Origin of the sequence: Cupriavidus sp. SZY C1 (assembly GCF_032190535.1) — a bacterium.
GTDB classification, from domain to species: Bacteria; Pseudomonadota; Gammaproteobacteria; order Burkholderiales; family Burkholderiaceae; genus Cupriavidus; species Cupriavidus pauculus_C.
Genome location: NZ_JAUANU010000001.1, coordinates 495,103 through 510,213 on the forward strand (window position 1 = coordinate 495,103; position 15,111 = coordinate 510,213).

Here is a 15,111-nt window from a genome sequence, read left to right on the forward strand (position 1 = left end):
CCCGGCATCACTCGACACAACAGCGCTGACGGCAAGGCTTACCGGCCGGCCGCGCCACCCCGCAAGCATCTGGAAGGAAAGGCAAGATGGATCTCGAAAAAGCCCGATTCAACATGATCGAACAGCAAATCCGCCCGTGGGACGTGCTGGACCAGGAAATCCTGGACCTGCTGGCCGTGGTCAAGCGGGAAGCGTTCGTGCCGCAGGCGTACGCCGCGCTGGCTTTCGTCGACATGGAAATCCCGCTGCCGGGCGGCGAGAACATGATGCCCCCGCGCGTGGAAGCCCGTGTCCTGCAGGACCTGAACGTGCGCAAGCACGAGAACGTGCTGGAAATCGGCGCCGGGTCGGGCTACATGGCCGCGCTGCTGGCCAACCGCGCCCGCCACGTGCTGACCGTCGACATCCGCCCCGAACTGGTGGCCCTGGCGCGCCAGAACCTGGCCAACGCCGGCGTGACCAACGTGGAAGTGGCCGAAGGCAACGCCGCCGACGGCTGGGCCGTGGCCGCGCCGTACGACGTGATCTGCATCTCCGGCTCGATGCCCGAGCTGCCGCAGTCGATCCTGTCGCAGGTCAAGGTGGGCGGCCGTATCGCCGCCATCGTCGGCACGGCGCCGGTCATGGAAGCGCGGATCATCACGCGCGTGTCCGAGACCGCGTACCAGGTGGTGAACGTGTTCGAGACGCTGGCCAAGCCGCTGCAAGGCGCCGCGCAGCCGTCGCGCTTCAAGTTCTGAACCGGAGCCAGCCATGCAGGTGATTACCGCCCCCGAACTGGCGCAGTGGCTGGCCGATGCCAGCCGCGCCAAGCCGGTGCTGCTGGACGTGCGCGAGGATCTGGAGATCCGCACGGCCGCCATGCCCGGCATCACGCATATCCCGATGGGCCAGATTCCGGCCCGTCTGAATGATCTCGACGAAGACGCCGAGATCGTCTGCATCTGCCACCACGGCGCGCGCAGCATGCAGGTCGCCAGCTTTCTGGAGCGCCAGGGCTACGCGAAGGTCTACAACTTGACCGGCGGCATCCACGCCTGGTCGACCCAGGTCGATCCGTCCGTTCCGCAGTACTGATCCGGACCCGGTGCCGGCCCGTTCCGGGGCGGGACCGGGCCACCGCGCCGCATCCCGCCTGTCCGCAGTACCCGCCGTACCCGCAGTTCCTGCAGCACGCCGTACCCCGCCCTGGCTGCCCTATCCGTCGCACTGAACCGAACGTTGGCCGCGCGCGCCGCAGGCCGAGCTGGAGATGTCATGAGTTTTGCGCTTTCCGCCGTGCCCGTTGCGGCCAGGAAACCCCTGGTGCTCGCGGCTGCCCTGCTCACCTGGCTGCACGTGCCGTCCGCGCTCGCGGCCGACCTGCTGCAGGTGTACCGCGACGCGCAAGCCAATGACGCCCAGTTCGCCAGCGCCCGCTCCCAGTTGCTGGCCACGCGCGAGAAGCTGCCGCAGGGGCTGTCCGGCCTGCTGCCGCAGGTAGCCGGCACGGCCGGCGCGCAGCGGACCATGGCCGACTACAGCTCGCCGGTGGAAGTCACGCGCTATTTCAACGCCAATACGTGGGCGCTGCAGCTTACCCAGCCGCTGTTCCGCTGGGACCGCTGGGAGACGTACAAGCAGGGCGAACTGGCGGCGATGGCGGGCGAGGTGTCGTTCCAGCAGGCCCAGCTCGACCTGATCACGCGGGCATCCCAAGCCTATTTCGACGTGCTGGCCGCGCAGGACAACCTGTACCTGGCCGGCGCCCAGAAAAAGGCGATCGCCGAGCAACTGGAGCAGGCCAAGCGCAATTTCGAGGTAGGCACGGCGACGATCACCGACGCCAACGACGCCCAGGCCCGTTACGACCTGGCCACGTCGACCGAGATCGCCGCGCAGAACGCGCTGGAGATCACGCGCGCCACGCTGCAGCAGGTGACCGGCAAGCCCGTCGACGAACTGATGGGATTGCGTCCCGAAGCGCAGATCCCCGGCCCGCTGCCGGCCGACGTCAACGCGTGGGCGGCGCAGGCCGAGCAGAGCAATCCGCAGGTCAACCTGGCCAACTACAACCTGGAGACCGCCCAGCGCGAGACGAACAAGGCCAAGGCGGGCCACCTGCCGTCCGTGGATCTGGTGGCCTCCTACGGCTACACCAACGCCCAGGGCACGGCCACGCAGCTCAGCAACGTCGGCAGCCGCTACAACTCCGGCGTGGTCGGCGTGCAGCTCAATATCCCGATCTTCACCGGCGGCTTCACCCAGTCCCGCGTGCGCGAGACGCTGGCCCTGGCCGACAAGGCCGCCAGCGACCTGGAATTCGCCCGCCGCACGGCTGCCCAACAGGCCCGGCAGACCTACTCGGGCGTGTTCAACGGCTTGGCACAGGTCAAGGCCCTGGAAGCGGCCGAACGCTCGGCGCAGAGCGCGGTGGAGTCGAACCAGCTGGGCTACGAGGTGGGCGTGCGGATCAATATCGACGTGCTGAACGCCGAGGCGCAACTGTTCTCGACCCGACGCGACCTGGCCAAGGCCCGCTACGACACGATCATGAACGGGATGCGGCTCAAGGCATCGACCGGCACGCTGTCCGAGGCCGATGTGGTGCAGATCAATACGCTGCTGACGCAGTTGCCGGGGGCGATGTACCGGTTGCCGGAAAAGGCGCGGGTGGGGGCGGTGCCGCAGTCGGCGCCGGCACGCCGCGCGGGCGGCCGGCGCGACAGCCTGGCGCCGGTCCCGGCGCCACGCTCCTGAGCGGACCGATTCAGACGGCGCCGACCGCGGCCATCCGGATCGCGTTGGGCGATACGCTGGCGCTGGCCGCCGGCGTGGCCTGATGGCGCTGCGCCAGGCGCGCTTCCCGCGCCGCCAGTCCCAGCAGCATGCCAGTCAATCCCGCATAGAAAACGACATTGGCCTGATGTGCCAGGGTCACCTGCGTCAATCCGCAGATCAACGCCGATAGCACCACGCCCAGCCCACCGCCGCCCAGGCTCACCCCCTTCGGGCAAACGTTGGCGCGGCACGCACGCATCACGCGCGCGAAGAGGACGGCGGGGACGATGAACAGGCCAAGGAAGACGATCAGACCGGGGATGCCGGTGGTCGATGCGGCTTCCACGAAATCGTTGTGCGCATGTTCGAGCACGCAGGCCGTCGACTCGTTCTGCTGGCAGAACGTTGAGGCGTGGAGAATGCGGGCGAACTGGCCGACACCGATCCCGGTCCAGGGATGCTCGGCGAAATACTGCATGCCCAGGTGCCAGATCTTCAGCCGCACGCCTACCGACGTCTCGATCTGGCCGTGCTGGTACTGCTGCACCTCTCTCACCGCGTCGTCGACCCGGGCCGAGACCGGGCTGTCCGGCACGAAATAGGCGGCGGTGCCCAGCAGGGCGGCGCCGGCCAGCGCCACGACAAACATCCGGAAACTGAGCCGGCGGTAGCGCACCATCAGCATCGGCACCACGGCCACGAGCATCGCCACCACCGCCCCGCGCGTGCCATTGAGCATCAGGATCATCGTGCCGAGGATGACGTTGAGCCACGCTTCGGCATGGGCGAACCGGCTGGTACCCGGCCGGGCAAAACCGACCAGCGACAGCGCCGCGACCATGTTGGCAAAGGCAATGGCCTGGACCCAAGCACCGGGGCGCGGGATGCCCATCACGAACTTCTGATAGATCACGATCATCAGCGCGCCGGCCAGCGCCACCGTGATGCCGCGCCAGAGATGGGTCGGATCCGACGCCGTGCGCACCATCACCCAGCACGCGAGGATTGCCAGCAACGCACGAGATGGATTATCGATCACATTCCAGGGCGTGTCGTGGTAGAACTTTGAGAACACGAAGACCGCCAGGAACAGCCCGACCGACACCGCCAGCGGCACCAGGAAATCGGCATGTTCACGCCACGCCCGCCCCATGCCACGCCAGCCCAGCAGGATCAACAGGCCGACGCCGGCCAGGAAAACGCCCGCGCCGCGCGGCACGCACAGAACGAGGATGGGAAACGCAAAGACCAGAACATCTGCGAGCGTCGAGATCCCGTGTTTGCTGAAGTTCATCATAGCTAGAGGTTTCGAATGCCTGTCAGCGACCACTTCGTCACTTGCCCGTTTGAGCCGACCCGGCATTCTAATCGATCCCCCTTTCACCTCCCTTGACGCCGTTCCACCACCTCCAGCAACTGCCACCGGATGGCCGATGCATCGGCCGGCGGGTTGGGCACCTGGTATTCGCGCACGCGCAGCTTGTAGCCGACGCCCGGCTCGAAATCGAGCCCCTCGATCGGGCCGTACCAGAGCTGCCACGGGGCGTCCGGCGATTCGCGCCAGCGGTAGCACTGCATCTTGCCGACCCCGGTGCATTCCACGCGCTGGGAGTCCAGGTAGACGATCTTCTCGCGGCCCGGCACGGCGCCGGTGGCCGGGTCGACCTTGTCGCCGCGCCGGCCCACGCCCTCGCGCTCCACAAACTGCAGCAGCTCGCCGTCGGCCGTCTTCCAGATGATCTGGCGCCCGGTGGTGCCCGCCGAGGGCTGGGTGCCGACGGTCGTGAACGGCGACTGCATCGCCTTGAGCAGCGCCGATTCGATTTCCATCCGCGTGCCGGGGCAGGCCATGCGCGTGCCGGCCACGCGGTCGAACTTGATGCCGCTGCTGGTCTTGCCATAGCCGCCCGTGAACCGGTTGCAGCCGCTGGTGCCGCTGACGGTGCCTTGCGACGAATCGATGCCGTCGCTGAAGTTGAAGACGATGGGTTCGCCGTTGTCGCCATGCGGGATGTCCCGCAGGCTGCCGTCCTCGCGCTGCCAGCGCACCAGTTCCCAGCGGCTCGGGCCGCCTGAGCGGGTTTCGTTCAGGGTGGGGCTGGCGGACGGGTTGTCGGGCATCGGGCCGGTGGCGCAGGCGGACAGCAGGGCGGCTGTCGCGGCTGCCATCAGGGCTGCGGCAGCAGTACGAAACATCGGACGATTCGGCATGGGGGCTCCTCGGCGGCTCTGGAAGCGAACGGGCCCTGTGCGCCAACCGCCACCCACAGCGTTTGGGCGGCGCCAAGCGGCGCAAGGACCACTACCGGATCAGTCTAGCCCCCGGCGCACGCTTTGTATGTCAGCGCAACACCGGCGCGAGCGCGCCAAGTGTACGGGCCGTCGCACCGCGATGCAGGCCCGCGAAGGTCAGCGCGTTGGACCGCATCTCGGCCAGCCGCGCCGGATCGTCCAGCACGCCGGCCGCCGCCGCCATCAGTTCGTCGGCATTGGCCACGCGCAGGCAGGCGCCCGCCGCGATGGCGTCTTCCGTCGCCTGGGCGAAGTTGAAGGTGTGCAGCCCCATCAGCACCGGCGTGCCCACGGCGCACGCTTCGATCAGATTCTGGCCGCCCAGCGGGATCAGGCTGCCGCCGATATAGGACATGTCCGATGCCGCGTAGTACATCGCCATCTCGCCCATCGAGTCGCCGAGCACGATGTCGGCCGTGATCGGTTCCGCCGCCTGGTCGATGTCGAGTGCGCTGCGGCGCTGGACCGAGAACCCGGCGCGCATGGCCATCGCGGCAACCTCGTCGAACCGCTGCGGATGGCGCGGCACCAGCAGCAGCGCCGGCCGCCGGGCGCCCGGCCAGCGCGAGAACGCCTCCAGGATCAGCGGCTCCTCACCCTCGCGCGTGCTTGCGGCGGCCAGCACTTGCCGCCCGCCAAAGGCCCGCCGCAACTGCGCGCCGCGCGCCAGCCCGGCCTCGGGCGGCTGCATGTCGAACTTGAGGTTGCCGGTGATCTGCACCGCGCGCACGCCGAGCGCGCGATAGCGTTCAGCATCGCCGGCCGTCTGCGCCAGCACCATCGTGAAATCGTTGTACAGCGCCGCCGCGGCACCGCCAAAGCGCGCGGTCCGCCGGAAGCTGCGCGGCGACAGCCGGGCGTTGACCAGAAACAGCGGCACGCCGGCACGCCGGGTCACGTGGACGAGGTTCGGCCAGACTTCGGTCTCCATGATCATTCCCGCCTCGGGCCGGAAATGGGCCAGGAAGCGGCGGACCATGTAGGGCACGTCGTACGGCAGGTAGCACTGCTGCACGCGCGGGTTGTCGCCATAGAGCTGCGCGCCGGTCTGGCGGCCGGTGGGCGTCATGTGCGTCAGCAACAGCCGGTGGTCCGGGTAGCTGGCCAGCAGCGCATCGATCAGCGGCTGCGCGGCCCGGGTTTCCCCGACCGACACGGCATGGACCCAGAGCCACGGGCCGTCGGCCGGCACGTCGTCATAGCGGCCCAGCCGCTCGCCCACGTGCTGCACGTAGCCCGGCTCCTTGCGCGACCGCCAGGCCAGGCGCAGCAGCGCCAGTGGCAGGATGACCAGCCACAGCAAGGTATAAATGATTCGAAGCATCAGAGACTGACTCCGCGCACGCGCCGCGCGGCGGCATGGACCTCGTCGACGTCCGGCACGATGCCGTCGTCGCCCACGTTGGCGATGCGGTCCGACCAGTAGCCCTCGGTCTTCCAGCGCCACGTGGCGGTATAGATTTCGACGGTCGGCCGGCACAGCGCCGCCGCGATATGGACCAGCCCGGTATCGACGCCGATCACGACCTCGGCCCGGTTGATCAGCCCGAACCCCTGCATGACCGAGAAGCGCGGCAGCACCTGCGCGCGGGGGATGCCCGCGGCCAGCGCCTCGGCATCGCGCTTCTCCGCTTCGCTGCCCCAGGGCAGCAGCACGGTCAGCCCTTCGGCGTGGAGCTTTTGGCCCAGCGCATGCCAGTTCGCCACCGGCCAGCGCTTTTTGGCGCCCGCCGTGGCGTGGAAGCACACGGCATAGCGGGCCGGCAGGCCGGCCCAGAGCGGATCATCGACATGGAGCGTGCTGGCGGCCGGACCGAAGAAACGCGGCGGCTCCGGCGGCGTCACGCCGGTCAGCGCCGCGCCCAGCAGGCGCGAGCGGCGGACCGAGTGGGTCTGCCGGGGCACCTTGACCGGCGCCGTGTAGAACAGCCGCGCGGCCGGCTCGTAGCCCGAGCCCTGCGTGGCGTTGCCCAGGCCGATCACCGGCGCGCCATCGGCGCGCGTGGCCGTGCGTGCCACGATGGCGGTCTTGAGCAGGCCCTGGGTTTCGAGCACGGCATCGTAGTCGTGGGCGCGGATGGCCGCTCGCAGCGCCGCCACCTCGGCCCAGGTCTCGCCCTGCCAGAACCGCTTGCGCCAGCGCCGCAGCGCGAACGGGATCACGCGGCGCACTTCGGGCAGCAGCCTGACCAGGTCGACATAGCCCTCCTCCACCACCCAGTCGATCTCGGCGTCGGGCCAGCGGGCGCGCAGGTCATGCACGAGCGGCATGTTGTGCACCACGTCGCCCAGCGACGACACCTTGACGATCAGGATGCGCGGCCGCGCCGGCAGCGCAAAGGCCCCCACGGCCGCCAGGGGCTGCGGGGGCGTGCCGGGCTGCGCCTGCACGGCCTCAGAACGGGAGCTTTGCATCCGGTTTTTCCGCCAGGATCACGCGCTTGAACTCGGCCTGGATGCGCGCCAGCGCGGCATCGTTGTCGGCTTCGAAGCGCATCACCACGACGGGCGTGGTGTTGGACGGCCGGGCCAGGCCGAAGCCGTCGGGGTATTCCACGCGGACGCCGTCGATGGTGATCACTTCCTTCGCACCCTCGAACTTCGCATTCGCGCGGATCTTGTCGAGCAGCGTGAACGCCTCGCCTTCGGCGACCTTCAGTTGCAGTTCCGGCGTGCAGTTGGAATTCGGCAGCGCGTTCAGCACGGCGCTCGGGTCGGCGTGGCGCGACAGGATCTCCAGCAGGCGCGCGCCCGTGTACAGGCCGTCGTCAAAGCCGTACCAGCGGTCCTTGAAGAACACGTGGCCGCTCATCTCGCCCGCGATCGGCGCGCCGGTTTCCTTGAGCTTGGCCTTGACCAGCGAATGGCCGGTCTTCCACATCAGCGGCTCGCCGCCGTGCTGGCGGATCCACGGCGCCAGCTTGCCCGTGCACTTGACGTCGTAGATGACCTGCTGGCCCGGGTTGCGCGACAGGATTTCCTCGGCGAACAGCATCAACTGGCGGTCCGGGAAGATAACCTGCCCGTCCTTGGTGACCACGCCCAGCCGGTCGCCGTCGCCATCGAAGGCCAGGCCCAGCTCGCAGTCGGTCTCGCGCAGGCACTTCATCAGGTCCTGCAGGTTCTCGACGTGGGCGGGATCGGGATGGTGGTTTGGGAAGTGGCCGTCCACGTCGCAGAACAGTTCGACCACTTCGCAGCCGAGTCCGCGGAACAGGTCGCCCACGAAGGCGCCGGCCACGCCATTGCCGGCGTCCAGCGCGATCTTCATCGGCCGGGCCAGCTTGACGTCGCCGATGATGCGGTCCAGGTACTGCTGGCGGACGTCGACGAGCTTGTAGCTGCCGCCGCCCTCGGTGAACTTGCCGGCGTCGATGCGCTGGCGCAGCGCCTGGATCTGGTCGCCATAGATGGCCTTGCCGCCCAGCACCATCTTGAAACCGTTGTAGTCGGGCGGATTGTGGCTGCCCGTGACCATGATGCCCGACGTGGCGCGACGGCCGTCGAGCTCGATATTCGTGCCGAAGTACACCATCGGCGTGGCGACCATGCCAAGATCAATGACATCGAGCCCGGCGGCGCGCAGCCCTTCGACGAGCCCGCCCAGCAGGTCGGGACCCGACAGTCGGCCGTCCCGGCCCACCACGATGGCTTTTTCGCCAAGTTCGACGGCTGCCGAACCGAAGGACAGGCCGATGTAACGGGCCACTTCCGGGGTCAGCGTCTTGCCGACGATGCCGCGGATGTCATAGGCCTTGAAGATCGAGGGATCAATTTGCATGTGGCTTCCTGGAGACAAGGTTCATCGTGCGTATCCCTCCGGTGTTCCGGCCTGCCGGAGGGGGCGCGGGCAGGGCGCCAAAAAGACGTATTGTGCCGGATTGCGCGTGGCGCAGGCGCTATAATCGCCGTCACCGCCCACTCAGGGGAATTGTTGGGCCCTTTTCGGGTAGATTCGGTCCGCCGGCGCACGTAGCGGCGGCGCTCCAGTCCAACCAGGCAGGCGGTGCTCGCGGCGCCCCCACATCGACATCGCCGCGCCATTTGCGCCGTTGCCCCTTTGATCCAGCTCACGTTGCCAGATTTGCCGCAAGACCGGCCGCGCATCGCCTATCTGATCACGAATTCCGAGATCGGCGGCGCCCAGACCCACGTAGCCGACCTGCTGCGCGCCATGCGCGGGCAGGTGGATGCCGTGCTGCTGGCGGGTGGCGACGGCCCCTTGTTCGATCTGGCGCGGGAATCCGGCATTCCATCGATCCGGCTCGCGGCGATGGACAATGCCCTGTCGCCGGTCAAGGCCATCGGCGCGCTGCGCGAGGTCATGCGGGCGCTGCGGCAGGCCGCGCCGGACGTCATCCATACCCATAGTGCCAAGGCCAGCGCGCTGGGCCGGCTTGCCGGGCGGCTGCTCGGCATCCCGGTCGTCTATACCGTCCATGGCTTTGCCTTCAAGCCGGCGGCGCCGTGGAAGCAGCGGTCGGTCGCCCGCCTCGCCGAATGGCTGCTGGCCCCGCTGACCACGCGCCTGATCTGCGTGGCCGACGCCGAGCGCGCCCTGGCGGCACGGCTGCCGATGCCGGCGCAGCATATCCGCGTGATTCCGAACGGCATTGCCGACGTGGCGGCGCGGGCAAAGCCGGCCGAGCCGCTGCGCCGGATCGTGGCCGTCATGCGACTGGCCGCGCCCAAGCGTGCCGATGTGCTGATCCAGGCATTCGCGCAGGCCAACCTGCCCGCGTGCGAACTGGTGATCGCGGGCGATGGTCCGCAGCGCGACGCGCTGGAGTCCCTTGCCAGGCAGGTGGCGCCGGGCCGCGTGCGTCTGGCCGGCAACATCGACGACATCCCGACATTGCTCGCGGGCGCACAAGTCTTCATGCTGGCTTCCGACCACGAAGGATTTCCGCTGTCGGTCCTCGAAGCCATGCGGGCCGGGCTGCCGGTGGTGGCCAGCGATCTGCCGGGTATCAGGCACCAGCTGGATGACGGCGAATGCGGCGTGCTCGTGGCCAACGACGCGGCAGCCTTCGCCAACGCCCTGCGCGCGCTGGCCGATCATCCGGACCGGCGGGCCACGCTGGGCACGGCCGCACGCCAGCGATGGGAAGCCCGCTTCGGGATCGAGCCGATGGTGCGCGCCACGCTGGCGGTCTATCGCGAGGCGGTCTCGGCCACGCGCCCCGTGGGCACGCGGGTGTCGGCATCATGAATTCCACCCACACCGACGCCCTGCGGCGCAATGGCACCGGCGCCCCCGCACGGTCGGAGACCACCCGGCGCGCCAGCCGCATGATCGGATGGGCCGCCATCGGGCTGGTCCTGTTCGGCATCAACGCCGCCCTGTCTGAAGTGGCCCACCAGGCCGGGCTTGTTACCTATGTCTTCCCGCGCACGCTGCTCTGGTCGATCGTGCCCTACCTGGCTGCCTTCCTGCTGCTGCACCGGGCGCTGCATCTGCCGGCCATGGAAGGCGCCAGCATCGTCGGGGTGGCCACCACCCTGCCCTTCGCGCTGCTGCTGATCGTCTATGCCGGCTTCCATATCGAATACTCGCGCGGGGCGGTGCTGGTGGGCTACGGCACGACGCTGGCGTGGATCTGGTTCGGCTATCGGCGCTACGTCCAGAACTACGTGCCGCTGTTTGGCTATCTCGATCCGCAGACGCTCCAGCATCTGAACCGGATCATCGAGATGCCCGGCGCCACGCCGCCGGCCAAGACGCGCTTCGAGCAGATCGGCTCGATCGAGGAGGCCCTGCACTGCGACGGCATCCTGGTCGAGCGCGGCCTGACCGCCGACCCGGATCGCACGCGGCTGCTGACGCAATACCGGCTGGGCCACCTGCGCATGTATTCGGTCGAGCGGATCGGCGAGATGCTGACCGGCCGCGTGGGGCTGGACCATATCGACGAGAACTTCTTCGACGACTACGCCGACCACTACCTGTTCGACTACATCAAGCGGCTGATCGACATCGTGGCCGTGGTGGTCCTGGCGCCGCTGGCCGTGCCGGTGGGGCTGGCCGTGGCATTGGCCGTCAGCCTGGAGACCGAAGGCGGCGCGCTGTTCCGGCAACGGCGCGTGGGCCTGTTCGGCAAGCCGTTCACGATGCTGAAGTTCCGCAGCATGGGTGTGGACCGGCACGCGCCGGCCCAGTTTGCGCTGCGCCAGGACCCGCGCGTGACCCGCGTGGGCCGGGTTATCCGCAAGTACCGGCTGGACGAGATTCCGCAGCTCTGGAACGTGCTGGTCGGCGACATGAGCTTCATCGGCCCCCGGCCAGAGCAGGTGCCGATGGTCGAGGAGTTTTCGGAAACCATCGCCTACTACCCGTACCGGCATCTGGTGCGCCCCGGCCTGTCGGGCTGGGCGCAGGTGCAGCAGGGTTACGTCGGCACCCATGCCGAGACGGTCACCAAGCTCAGCTATGACCTGTACTACGTCAAGCATTGCTCGTTCGCGCTGGACCTGCTGATTGCAGTGAAGACCGTGCGGACGCTGCTGACGGGGTATGGGGCGCGGTGATGGCATCGAACGATGGGGCGGGACGCGCACCGATGCGCATCATGCTGGTCACCACCGGCCTGAAAGTCGGCGGAGCGGAACACCAGGTGGTGGCGCTGGCGCACGCCTTCCTGGCCATGGGGCATGCCGTTGCCATCGTCAGCCTGTCGCCGGGACGCGAGATCGAAGTACCGGCGGGCGCGTACGTGGTGGAGATGGACATGCGCAAGTCCGTGGCAGGAATGGCCCGCGCCTTGTGGCAGGCCCGCCGGCTCGTCAAGTCGTGGCGGCCCGACGTCCTCCACGCCCACATGATTCACGCCAACATCTTTGCGCGGCTGCTGACGCGGGTGGCGAGCTGTCCGCCGCTGGTTTGCACGGCCCACAGCTTCCGTGAGGGCGGGCGGCTGCGCATGGCGGCCTATCGGCTGACCGATCGCTGGCATGCACTGACTACCCATGTGAGCGAGGACGGCCGCGCGGGCATGGTCGCGGCCCGTGCGGTGCGCGCCGACCGGATCGTCGTGGTGCCGAACGGCATCGACGTCGACCGGTTCCGGCCCGCGCCGGCGTTGCGCGGCGCGATGCGCGCGCGGCTGGGCATCAGTGCCGGCACGCGGCTGGCGCTGAACGTCGGACGGCTGGTGCCCGAGAAGGCGCAGGCGCTGCTGCTGCAGGCGTTTGCGCGCATCGACCCCGTCACCCTGCCCGTCCATCTGCTGATTGCCGGCGGTGGTCCGCTGCAGCAGGCACTGGCGGACCAGATCGCGTCGCTGGGCCTGGCGTCGCGCGTGACGCTGCTCGGCCCGCGCCACGACGTGCCTGCCCTGCTGAACGCGGCCGATACCTTCGTGCTGTCATCGGATATCGAAGGACTGCCCATGGTCCTCGTCGAAGCGCTGGCCAGCGGCTGCCCCGTGGTGGCGACCGACGCGCCGGGCGTCCGCGAAGTGCTGGCCGACCAGGGCACCCTCGTGCCGCGCGGCGATGCGGGCGCCTTGTCGGCGGCCATGGATGCAGCGCTGCGGCAAGGGCGCGGATCGCCATCGGACGAAGCCTCGCGCCGGGCCCACGTGATGGCCAGGTTCTCGATCGACGCCGTGGCGCGGCGCTGGCTGGCGATCTACGCTGGCCTGGCCGGCACCGTGGCCGCGCACCAAGCGGAGATTGCCTGATGCGGACGCGGGTGGCGGGCAATCTCCTGTGGATGCTGGTCGAGCGGGGCCTGCAGGTAAGCGCGGGGATTGGCGTCGTCGCCATGCTCGCGCGCGGACTGGGGCCGGAGGGGTTTGCCCACTTCCAGTACGCCCAGGCGGTGGTGCTGATCGCCGCGTCGCTGGCCCTGGTCTGCAGCGGCGAGGTCGTGGTGCCCCGGCTGGTGGCCAACCCCGCGCCGGCCGCCCAGCATCAACTGCTGACCCAGGCGTTTCTGTTGCGATTCGTCGGCGCCGCCATCGGCTATGGGCTGCTGTGCGTCTATCTGGCCGCCACGTCGGCGGTGACCGAGATCTGGCTGGCCGCGCTGTGGCTGGGCACTGCCATCTTCCTGCGCGAGCCATTCGGCGTGGTGACGGCCTGGATGCAGGCCCACACGAACAATCGTCCCGGCACGCTGTTCAGCCTGGCCGCGCTGACGGTGAAGGTCGTGATCGTCGCCGTGCTCTACGCCAGCCATGTGCGGGAGGTGTCCGGCTACGCCGTCGCCTTCGCCCTGGAAGCGCTGATCGTGGCCGCGCTGCTGGCCGCCTATTACTTCCGGGAGCGTCCACTGGGAGGCATCGGCTGGCAGCCGGCGCTGGCGCGCGAGCTGGTGGGCGCCGGTACGCTGTTCTGGGTCAGCTTCATCCTGATGATGGGCGCGCGCCGCGTCGACCAGTTGATCCTGCAGCCGTCGGTGCCGACCGCGGAGTTTGGCGCCTATGCCGCCTGCATGCAGATCCTCGACAACTTCACGATGGTCGCGACGATCCTGGCCGCCGGCATCGCGCCGAGCTACGTGTACGCCCGCGCGCGGTTCGAGGACGCGCACGCGAATATCGGCCGGATCGTGCTCGGCATGGGCGCCGTCGGGCTGGCCGGGGGGGTGGCCATTGCGGTCTGCGCGCCCTGGATCGTCAAGCTGCTCTATGGCCAGGCGTTCGAGGCCACGGTGGGACTACTGCGCATGGCGGCCGTCATCTCGGCGCTGGTGTTCGCCGACGTGGCGCTCACCCTGCTGATGGTGCACCTGCGCAAGCCGCGCTGGATCGCCATCAAATGGGCGCTGGTGCTGGCCACGATCCTGGCATGCGACCTCGTCCTGATTCCCCGCTTCGGCAGTTGGGGCGCGATTGCCGGCTATGCCTTCGGCAACGGGGTGGCCGTGCTGTTCGGGGCGGCGCTCTGGTGGCGGTTCCGGCCCGTTTCCGAGATGGCATCGGCATGACTTCGCGCCCGACCGTCTGCTTTCTGACCGGTACGCTCAATGCCTTTGCCGGTGCGGAGCGAATGACTGCCGTCATCGCCAACGCGCTGGCCGAACGCGGTTATCGCGTCAGGATCCTGAGCCTCTGGGACCAGGCGTCCGTGTTTCCGCTGCACCGCGACATTGTCCACGACGCCCTGTTCGCGTCACGGCCGTCATTCAAGCGGCAGTACTTCGCCACGGTGGCGGGGATTCGCCGCTTTGTCGGCCAGCAGCAGATCGACGTGCTGGTCGAAGTAGACACGATGCTGACACTGTTCACGGTGCCGGCCACGCTGGGCATGACCGTGCGCCGGATCGCCTGGGAGCATTGCCATTTTGACGAGGATCTGGGCCGGCGGGCGCGGCGGGTGGCGCGGTGGGTAGCCGGCCGATTCAATCAGGCGATCGTGGTGCTTACCCAACGGGACCAGCAAGTCTGGCTGGCCCGCGTCCGGCCGCGGGGCCGCGTGGAAGTGATTGCCAACCCGCTGCCTTTCCCCTTCCCTGCCGCGCCGTCGCCCGGTACGGAGCACTGCGTGCTGGCGGTGGGCCGGCTGACCCGCGCCAAGGGCTTCGACGTGCTGCTGCAGGCGTGGTCAATGGTCGCGCCCTCTGCGCCCGGCTGGGTGCTGAAGATCGTTGGCGAAGGCGAGGAACGTGCCGCCCTGGAGCGGATGGCCCTCGCTCTGAACCTTGGCGACGCCGTGACGATGCCGGGCGTGCAGCATCGCGTCGAAGACTGCTATCGCGATGCAGCAATCTTTTGCCTGAGCTCGCGCTACGAAGGGTTCGGACTGGTCCTGATCGAAGCCATGTCTTTCGGGCTTGGCATCGTATCGACCGATTGCGAGGCAGGCCCGCGCGAGATCCTTCGGCACGGGGACAATGCCCTGGTCAGTGCCAACGGAAATCCCCGGGCATTGGCCGAGGCGTTGAAGCAGTTGATCAAGGACGAGGCATGTCGCCGACGGCTTGGCCAGGCGGCACGCGCCGATGCCATGGCCTATTCGCTCGACAGGGTCGTCGGCCAATGGATCGACGTGCTTGCCATCGATGCGGACGAGGCAGGCCAGCGCAGCCTTCAGGCTGAGTCGTGAAGCAAAAGC

13 protein-coding genes are annotated in these 15,111 nt (G+C 68.6%); 8 read left to right on the plus strand and 5 right to left on the minus strand.

The window, feature by feature from the left end; translation table 11 throughout:
- Window positions 1-86 precede the first annotated feature (86 nt).
- The 3 genes from QTN24_RS02370 to QTN24_RS02380 all read left to right on the plus strand — a co-directional run bounded on the left by QTN24_RS02370 (window position 87) and on the right by QTN24_RS02380 (window position 2,739).
- Window positions 87-740 carry a protein-L-isoaspartate O-methyltransferase family protein gene (locus QTN24_RS02370; protein ID WP_124683495.1) on the plus strand — a complete coding sequence of 218 codons (654 nt, stop codon included), beginning with the start codon at window positions 87-89 and terminating at the stop codon, window positions 738-740.
- 13 nt (window positions 741-753) lie between these two features.
- The gene (locus QTN24_RS02375; protein ID WP_124683494.1) at window positions 754-1,077 is read left to right on the plus strand and encodes a rhodanese-like domain-containing protein; all 324 of its coding nucleotides are present in this window, start codon (window positions 754-756) and stop codon (window positions 1,075-1,077) included.
- Window positions 1,078-1,257: 180 nt separating this feature from the next.
- On the plus strand, window positions 1,258-2,739 hold the full coding sequence (locus QTN24_RS02380; RefSeq protein WP_313835192.1) for a TolC family outer membrane protein: 1,482 nt from the start codon (window positions 1,258-1,260) through the stop codon (window positions 2,737-2,739).
- A 10-nt stretch (window positions 2,740-2,749) separates the two neighbouring features.
- On the opposite strand, the gene QTN24_RS02385 is transcribed toward QTN24_RS02380, so the two are convergent.
- The 5 genes from QTN24_RS02385 to QTN24_RS02405 form a co-directional block, all read right to left on the minus strand.
- Window positions 2,750-4,057: an O-antigen ligase family protein gene (locus QTN24_RS02385; protein WP_253700010.1), complete on the minus strand. Its 1,308-nt coding sequence runs from the start codon at window positions 4,055-4,057 to the stop codon at window positions 2,750-2,752.
- A gap of 83 nt (window positions 4,058-4,140) precedes the next feature.
- On the minus strand, window positions 4,141-4,929 hold the full coding sequence (locus tag QTN24_RS02390; RefSeq protein WP_313835193.1) for an META and DUF4377 domain-containing protein: 789 nt from the start codon (window positions 4,927-4,929) through the stop codon (window positions 4,141-4,143).
- A gap of 172 nt (window positions 4,930-5,101) precedes the next feature.
- Window positions 5,102-6,376 (minus strand): lipid IV(A) 3-deoxy-D-manno-octulosonic acid transferase, encoded by a 1,275-nt coding sequence (gene waaA / locus QTN24_RS02395; RefSeq protein ID WP_313835194.1) that lies wholly within the window; start codon window positions 6,374-6,376, stop codon window positions 5,102-5,104.
- Complete coding sequence (gene waaC, locus QTN24_RS02400) at window positions 6,376-7,467, minus strand: lipopolysaccharide heptosyltransferase I (protein ID WP_313835195.1); 1,092 nt, start codon at window positions 7,465-7,467, stop codon at window positions 6,376-6,378. Before waaC ends, waaA begins: the two co-directional genes overlap by 1 nt.
- Window positions 7,448-8,833, minus strand: a complete 1,386-nt coding sequence (locus QTN24_RS02405) for a phosphomannomutase/phosphoglucomutase (RefSeq protein WP_124683490.1) — start codon at window positions 8,831-8,833, stop codon at window positions 7,448-7,450. The genes waaC and QTN24_RS02405 overlap by 20 nt, the downstream gene beginning before the upstream one ends.
- A 303-nt stretch (window positions 8,834-9,136) precedes the next feature.
- Between QTN24_RS02405 and QTN24_RS02410 the strand changes: the two genes are divergently transcribed.
- Genes QTN24_RS02410 through QTN24_RS02430 form a run of 5 tightly spaced genes read left to right on the plus strand, consistent with a single transcriptional unit; the run spans window position 9,137 to window position 15,102 of the window.
- Complete coding sequence (locus tag QTN24_RS02410; RefSeq protein WP_409558965.1) at window positions 9,137-10,264, plus strand: glycosyltransferase family 4 protein; 1,128 nt, start codon at window positions 9,137-9,139, stop codon at window positions 10,262-10,264.
- A complete protein-coding gene (locus tag QTN24_RS02415) occupies window positions 10,261-11,580 on the plus strand; it encodes an exopolysaccharide biosynthesis polyprenyl glycosylphosphotransferase (protein WP_124683488.1) in 1,320 nt (439 codons plus the stop codon). The genes QTN24_RS02410 and QTN24_RS02415 overlap by 4 nt, the downstream gene beginning before the upstream one ends.
- Window positions 11,580-12,734: a glycosyltransferase gene (locus QTN24_RS02420; RefSeq protein WP_313835197.1), complete on the plus strand. Its 1,155-nt coding sequence runs from the start codon at window positions 11,580-11,582 to the stop codon at window positions 12,732-12,734. The genes QTN24_RS02415 and QTN24_RS02420 overlap by 1 nt, the downstream gene beginning before the upstream one ends.
- Complete coding sequence (locus QTN24_RS02425; protein WP_313835198.1) at window positions 12,734-13,984, plus strand: lipopolysaccharide biosynthesis protein; 1,251 nt, start codon at window positions 12,734-12,736, stop codon at window positions 13,982-13,984. The genes QTN24_RS02420 and QTN24_RS02425 overlap by 1 nt, the downstream gene beginning before the upstream one ends.
- Complete coding sequence (locus QTN24_RS02430; protein ID WP_313835199.1) at window positions 13,981-15,102, plus strand: glycosyltransferase family 4 protein; 1,122 nt, start codon at window positions 13,981-13,983, stop codon at window positions 15,100-15,102. Before QTN24_RS02425 ends, QTN24_RS02430 begins: the two co-directional genes overlap by 4 nt.
- Window positions 15,103-15,111: the final 9 nt, after the last annotated feature.

Excerpts from the sequence above, each read along its gene's own strand:
- QTN24_RS02370 (WP_124683495.1), top strand. The coding sequence starts at position 87 with ATGGATCTCGAAAAAGCCCGATTCAACATGATCGAACAGCAAATCCGC.
- QTN24_RS02375 (WP_124683494.1), top strand. The coding sequence starts at position 754 with ATGCAGGTGATTACCGCCCCCGAACTGGCGCAGTGGCTGGCCGATGCC.
- QTN24_RS02380 (WP_313835192.1), top strand. The coding sequence starts at position 1,258 with ATGAGTTTTGCGCTTTCCGCCGTGCCCGTTGCGGCCAGGAAACCCCTG.
- QTN24_RS02385 (WP_253700010.1), bottom strand. The coding sequence starts at position 4,057 with ATGATGAACTTCAGCAAACACGGGATCTCGACGCTCGCAGATGTTCTG.
- QTN24_RS02390 (WP_313835193.1), bottom strand. The coding sequence starts at position 4,929 with ATGGCAGCCGCGACAGCCGCCCTGCTGTCCGCCTGCGCCACCGGCCCG.
- waaA (WP_313835194.1), bottom strand. The coding sequence starts at position 6,376 with ATGCTTCGAATCATTTATACCTTGCTGTGGCTGGTCATCCTGCCACTG.
- waaC (WP_313835195.1), bottom strand. The coding sequence starts at position 7,467 with ATGCAAAGCTCCCGTTCTGAGGCCGTGCAGGCGCAGCCCGGCACGCCC.
- QTN24_RS02405 (WP_124683490.1), bottom strand. The coding sequence starts at position 8,833 with ATGCAAATTGATCCCTCGATCTTCAAGGCCTATGACATCCGCGGCATC.
- QTN24_RS02415 (WP_124683488.1), top strand. The coding sequence starts at position 10,261 with ATGAATTCCACCCACACCGACGCCCTGCGGCGCAATGGCACCGGCGCC.
- QTN24_RS02420 (WP_313835197.1), top strand. The coding sequence starts at position 11,580 with ATGGCATCGAACGATGGGGCGGGACGCGCACCGATGCGCATCATGCTG.
- QTN24_RS02425 (WP_313835198.1), top strand. The coding sequence starts at position 12,734 with ATGCGGACGCGGGTGGCGGGCAATCTCCTGTGGATGCTGGTCGAGCGG.
- QTN24_RS02430 (WP_313835199.1), top strand. The coding sequence starts at position 13,981 with ATGACTTCGCGCCCGACCGTCTGCTTTCTGACCGGTACGCTCAATGCC.